The sequence below is a fragment of the Candidatus Krumholzibacteriia bacterium genome (assembly GCA_035649275.1).
GTDB lineage: Bacteria > Krumholzibacteriota > Krumholzibacteriia.
Map to the genome: position 1 here is coordinate 1 of DASRJW010000047.1, position 6,103 is coordinate 6,103.

4 protein-coding genes are annotated in these 6,103 nt (G+C 67.7%); 1 reads left to right on the top strand and 3 read right to left on the bottom strand.

Going from position 1 to position 6,103, the window contains the following annotated elements; all coding sequences use genetic code 11:
- Nucleotides 1–2,838: C25 family cysteine peptidase (locus VFE28_04700; GenBank protein ID HZM15283.1), on the bottom strand; the 2,838-nt coding region annotated here is incomplete at its 3' end.
- 294 nt (nt 2,839–3,132) lie between these two features.
- On the opposite strand from VFE28_04700, the gene VFE28_04705 reads away from it, so the two are divergent.
- Nucleotides 3,133–4,449: a GTPase gene (locus VFE28_04705; protein ID HZM15284.1), complete on the top strand. Its 1,317-nt coding sequence runs from the start codon at nt 3,133–3,135 to the stop codon at nt 4,447–4,449.
- Here the strand turns inward: VFE28_04705 and argF are convergent.
- Nucleotides 4,439–5,368 (bottom strand): ornithine carbamoyltransferase, encoded by a 930-nt coding sequence (gene argF, locus VFE28_04710; protein ID HZM15285.1) that lies wholly within the window; start codon nt 5,366–5,368, stop codon nt 4,439–4,441. The two genes, VFE28_04705 and argF, sit on opposite strands and share 11 nt — an antisense overlap.
- A gap of 39 nt (nt 5,369–5,407) precedes the next feature.
- On the bottom strand, nt 5,408–6,103 hold a 696-nt coding region (locus VFE28_04715), incomplete at its 5' end, for a metallophosphoesterase (protein ID HZM15286.1).

The following is a 6,103-nucleotide window of genomic DNA, read 5'->3' on the forward strand; positions in this document are numbered from 1 at the left end:
GTTGGCATGGGACTGCAGGGCGAAGAAGAGCGCTCCTTCGCCGATGGAGTCGGTGAGCGCCGTGCCGGTGGGGTTGATGTAGAACTGAAACTCGTTCGAACCGACGTGCTTGCCGGTGTAATTCGGATTGCTCTCGCAGGGTTGGGGGTAGCCAGGATAGGGCAGAGCGTCGATGGGCCAGGCGGTGTGCTCCGGAGTATTCCACGGCGGCTCCGCCAGCTTGTTGCTGAACTCGTTCAGGTAGAAGGGCACACAGTGCAGATCTCCGGGGAAAGCGTTGTTCACCGTCCCACAGCAGCGCCGGATGCTGCGGAAGAACTCCCACTCCTCGCAGCCGCGGATGTGCGCGAGCCCCGGGGTGGGCGGCCGGTTCCGCCGTATCCACTCGTCGTCGGAGAAGAGCACCACCCGCTTGCGCCACTTGCCGTCGTCGCCAGCGGCTGGCCTCTCGTAGAGAAGCGTCTTGTCCACGATGTTGTGTAGGTCCTGCGCATCGCTCGCCGGCCAGCGGCCGAGGAGGAGATCGGGGAAAGAGTCGCCCTCCCCGTCCATCTTGGCGTAGTGGCGCTCATAGAGGTCGTTGCGGTACTCGTTGCCGCCGCCGCCCGAGGCGGTGACGAGGAAATAGCGTTGCCGGTCCGGCACCAGGTTCGGGCCGCTCGTGGGCCGGACGCGGATGGCATCCTCGCTGCCGTCGCCGACGAGGAGCACGTAGGCGATGCCCCAGTTCTGGTAAGCGGCATGGATCAGCTGGTAGATCCCGTCGTAGTGCGCGAGGCCGCCGTTGAAGGCGTCGTAGGCGTCGCTCGTCCGCACGATTCGGATGCGCACCCCCTGGGACTCGCGAAAGGCTTTCCACTCCAGGAGCTTCGGGTCGTCGGCGAAGCTGTCGTGAGCCACCACCAGGGCGTCGTAGGAAACCGCGGAGTTCGGATCCAGCTCGTCGAGGATCGGATCCGGCGTGTCGTGCTCCACGTCGGTTGCCGCCAGCATGGGAATGCCGGCCCGCGGCGCCACCTGATAAACCCTGGTCGAACCGGCAGGCACGTCGTCGGTGAGGGTGAGCGTGTTGCCCGCGAGCGCACCGGTGAGATCGAACCAGGCCGGAGCCTTGGGGTCGGTGACGTCGAGGGCAAGAAGAGGCTGGCCGCTGAACCCAGCGATGCTGAAGGCCGTGGGCCCGGCGGCCCCGCCGCTCGTGCAGCGCAGGCGATCCCCGCTGGCGAGGTAATCGGCCTGGTAGCGGAGCACGATCCGGTCGACGAAGGGCGATTTGTCCTGGAATCCATCGGGCGGTCCAGGGGGCACGAGCGGCGTCACGACGACGGTGAAGTCGCCGGGCTCGACCTGTGCGGCTGGAACGGTGCCGCAGAGGGTGATCACCGGCACCGGCGGTTGGCCCGGCGGGATGATGCCCGTGGAGCTCCCGAGAGCGACACGCGTGCCGCTCTGGAATTGCGCCGACACGGAGAAGTAACGCTGCAGCCAGTCCTGCTGGGTGTCGAGGCAGATCTGCAGGTCCGACCCGGCGGCGCGGCCTGGTGCATTCGTTCTCCACAAGGCCTCCGAGGGGACGGCAGCTTGGTCGAGGAGGAAATACATCTCTGCGTCGTCACCGAAAAACCACAGGTTCAGCACCCGGTCCTCTTCGATGACGATCTCCTGGGCGAACTGCGCCGGCCCCGGTGGGGGCAACGGGAGCGGAGTCCGCACCGGCATGCGTGCCGGTATGCCGGTCAGGGTCACGGAGAGCCAGTAGACGTTGGTGGCGGAATAGTTCGCCGCGTGCTCCCCTGCGGTGGCGTCGTCACGCGGATGCTCGGCATAGAAAACGAAGCTGTCGCCGAGGCGGAAGAGGCCGTCGCCGTCATCCTCCATCTGCAGCGGAATCTCCAGAATGCGAGGCTCGAGGGGTGCCGCCGGATCGAAGCGCTGGAGCACCAGGCGGAGCCGGTCGATCGGCGTGCCGTCCGGAAAACCGGCGTCGAGGAGCACCGCCGCCGGGACGCGGAGCGGCCCGGTGCTCCCGGCGCGGATCTTCCATTGCTCCTCGTTGAGAAGCCCCGGCCGCAGCATGCCGCTCGCCAGCGGTTTGCCCAGTCGTTCGGCCCGTCGCGGCGCTTGCAGCCAGCGACGGGCGCTCCGGTCGTTCAGCAGGACGGCATCATAGATCTGCTGCCATGGGCGCGGCGTGAGCTGGAAGGCGAGGGCGGCCTGGGGGTCGACGGCGCGCGCGCCGCGGAAACGCACCTCGAGCACGAGCCGGCGCACGATACGGAGATGGCGTGTGTGCGGATCGTAGAGAATCGGCCACACTTCGAGACGCGCCACCCGCTGGTGGCGCAGCATCCCGCTCGGACCGAGCGTTGCCGGCTGCGTTCTCGGCCCATCCTTGACGTAAGCCGCTGCATCGTAGGCCAACCACGTCTCCGCCATTCCCGTGCTCGGCTTTTCCGGCGACCCGCCTTCGCCATAGGAGACGCCCTCGAAGGCGCGCGGCAGGATGCGCACGTCCTCTTCGTCGTCCGCTTCCACCTCGAGAACTTGCAGCGACGCCTCGCCTCCAGGGGGCAATGCCAGCAAGCGCGACAGGACCGGGAGGTCGGGGGCACCGGGGGAGCCGGCGGCACTGGCGTCGGGTACATGGAAGCTCGTGAAGGGGACGCCGTCGAGGTCCTGCTCGAGCCGGAGCGGCGGCGGCAGCCGTACTTCCAGGCGGAGTAGCGAGCCGTCCACGGCTTCGGAGACCACGCGCCAATCCTGTGCGGAAACGGCGACCGGCAGGACGAGCAGGAACGCCACAGTCCCGGCACGATCCCGCCAGCTATGTCTCGACATCGAGGCTCTCCGTGCCCAGGGGCGGGCTGCAGGCGTGGGGGTGCCGTGCGGCTGCGAGATTATAAGGAGAGGTGACACAGCCGGTCAAGCCAACTTCACCCCACGATTCACTCGTAACCAACGTACCGACAATTATTTCGGGATGCTGCTTCGAGTTCAATCTCGCTCCCTTGTGCGCTCCACGAGCGCGACCTAGCATCCAGGAAGGGCGCCGCCGGTGTGTGCGGTGTGCGCCGTCGTCCCGCCTCTTCCGGCATCCGGATTGCCTCTTCCGGCGCGACGAATGGAGTACGGATGCCCCGACGCACGCTCATCATGGGCGCCGCCGGCAAGGACTTCCACGTCTTCAACACGCTCTACCGCGGGCGGGCGGAAGAGCGCGTGGAGTGCTTCACGGCGACGCAGATCCCCGGCATCGACACACGGCGCTATCCGGCGTCGCTGGCTGGGCCTGGCTATCCCGAGGGCATCCCCATCGAGCCGGAAGCCCGGCTCGAGGCTCTCATTCGCCACCATCGCATCGAGGAAGTCGTCTTCGCTTACAGCGATGTCTCCTACGAGTACGTCGAGGAGCGCCGCCGCCGCGTCGAGGCAGCTGGCGCGCGCTTCCACACTCCCGATCCGCGCGCCCTCATGCTGGAGACGACCCGCCCGGTGGTGGCGGTGTGCGCCGTCCGCACCGGCTGCGGCAAGAGTCAGACGAGCCGGCGGGTCCTGCAGGTGCTGCGCGACCTCGGCAAGCGCGTCGTCGTCGTTCGCCATCCGATGCCTTACGGCGACCTGGAGGCGCAGCGCCTGCAACGCTTCGCCTCCATCGCCGATCTCGAGGCGCAGCAGTGCACGATCGAGGAGATGGAGGAGTACGAGCCGCACCTGCGCAACGGCGCCGTCGTCTACGCCGGAGTGGACTACGCCGCCATCCTCGCCGCCGCAGCGGCGGAGGCGGATGTCCTGGTCTGGGACGGGGGCAACAACGACACGCCCTTCTTCCGGCCGACACTGCACATCACTCTGGTGGATCCGCATCGTCCGGGACACGAGGTTTCCTACTATCCCGGGCGGGAGAATCTCGAGCTCGCCCACGTGATCCTCTTCAACAAGATGGACTCGGCGCCCGCGGGCAACGTGGAGCGCATCGAGGCCAACATCCAGCGCGTGAATCCGCGGGCGACGCGCCTCTACGCCCGCAGCCCCATCGGCGTCGACCACCCCGAGTGGATCCGCGGCCGCCGGGTGGTCGTCATCGAGGATGGCCCCACGCTCACCCACGGCGGCATGAAGTACGGAGCCGGCATCTTGGCGGCCCAAGCGCACGGCGCCCAACCCGTCGATCCCCGCCCCTACCTGGTCGGCTCCCTCGCCGACACCTTCCGTCACTACCCCGAGATCGGCCGGCTCATCCCGGCCATGGGTTACGGCGACGGCCAGATCCGCGATCTGGAGGCGACGATCAATCGGGTGGATTGCGACGCCGTCATCGTGGCGACGCCCATCGACCTGCGCCGTATCGTGCGCCTCGAGAAACCCAGCGTCCGCGTCACCTACGAGCTCGACGACAACGGCTCGGAGCCGACGCTGGCGCAGGTGCTCCGCTCCGCCCTCAACGCATGATCAGCGCCAGAATCGCCTTCTGCGCGTGCAGCCGGTTCTCCGCCTGATCGAAGATCACCGAGTGCGGCCCGTCCATGACCTGGTCGGTCACTTCCTCGCCGCGGTGCGCCGGCAGGCAGTGCATGAAGAGGGCGTCCGGCGCCGCCTGCGCCATGAGTGCCGCGTCCACCTGGTACGGCCGGAAGAGCCGAACTCGTTGGTCGTGCTCCGCTTCCTGCCCCATGCTCGCCCAGGTGTCGGTGTAGATCACGTCGGCGCCGCGCACCGCGGCCACGGGATCTTCGACGACGCGGATCTCGGCGCCGCTTCGCGCCGCGAGCGCGTGGGCTTGCGCCAGGATGTCGGGCCGCGGCTGGTAGCCGGCCGGCGAGCCGACGCGCACCTGCATGCCCATGAGAGCCCCCGCCTGCAGCAGCGAGTGGGTGACGTTGTTCGAATCCCCCATGTAGGCGAGCTTGATGCCGGCGAGACGTCCTTTCTTCTCCTGGATGGTCATGAGATCCGCCAGCCCCTGGCACGGATGCAGCAAATCCGAGAGGCCGTTGATCACGGGCACGCCGCTGTAGCGCGCCAGGTCCTCGACATCGGCGTGTGCATAGGTCCGGGCCATGATGCCGTCCAGGTAGCGCCCGAGCACGCGCGCCGTGTCCGCGATGGTCTCGCCGCGGTTGAGCTGCAAATCTTGGCTGGAAAGGAAGAGCGCCTGTCCCCCCAGCTGGCCCATGCCTACTTCGAAGGACACCCGGGTACGCGTCGAGTTCTTCTGGAAGATCATCCCGAGGGTGCGGCCGCGGAGCAGGCGATGCTCCTTGCCGGCGCGGAGCTCGTCCTTCAAACGGGTGGCGACGCGGAGCATGGTGGCGATCTCTTCCGCGTCGAAATCGTGCATGGAGATGAAACTGCGGCCTCGCAGAGACACGCTGGCCTCCAGTGCGACGGTGGAAAGACGCTCGGCAGTCTACTCCCTGCTCCTGGGGCTGGCAACGGCACCGCCCGTCACCAGGCAACGCGGCGCGAAGTCGACGAGATCGAGGGAGACGCAGTGGAACTCGATCCCACGATGCATGCCCTCGGGATAGCTGCCCGGCGGCACCGCATGCAGGTGACCGTAGACGCAGAGACGCACGCCGAACTCCAGGAGCAGATCGAGAACCGGCGAGCTGCCGGTGGCGACCGCGTACGGCGGGTAGTGCAGCATGGCGAGCCGTGGACCTTCCCCGCGTGCCGCCTGCAGAGACAGCCGCAGGCGGCCGAGCTCGCGGGCGAAAATGCCGGCGTCTTCCGGCGTGGTCTCGGGGCTCGGCAAGAGCCAGCCACGACTGCCGCAGACTTGCCAGCCCTCGACGGCGATGCAGTCCTTCTGCAGGGGCACGATGCTGGGAGGAAGCGCTTGGCGCAGCTTCCTCAGGCTCCCCCACCAGTAATCGTGGTTGCCTTTGAGCAGGATCTTGCGGCCCGGAAGAGCACCGACGAACTCGAGATCGGGCCGCGCCTCGTCGAGACGCATGGCCCAAGAGGTATCGCCACAGACGAGGACGGTGTCGGTGTCGCGGACGCGCTCCCGCCAGCGGGCGGCGAGCTTTTCCGCGTGGCCCACCCATTCGGGGCCGAAGCGATCCATGGGCTTGTCGACTGCGAAGCCGAGGTGCAGATC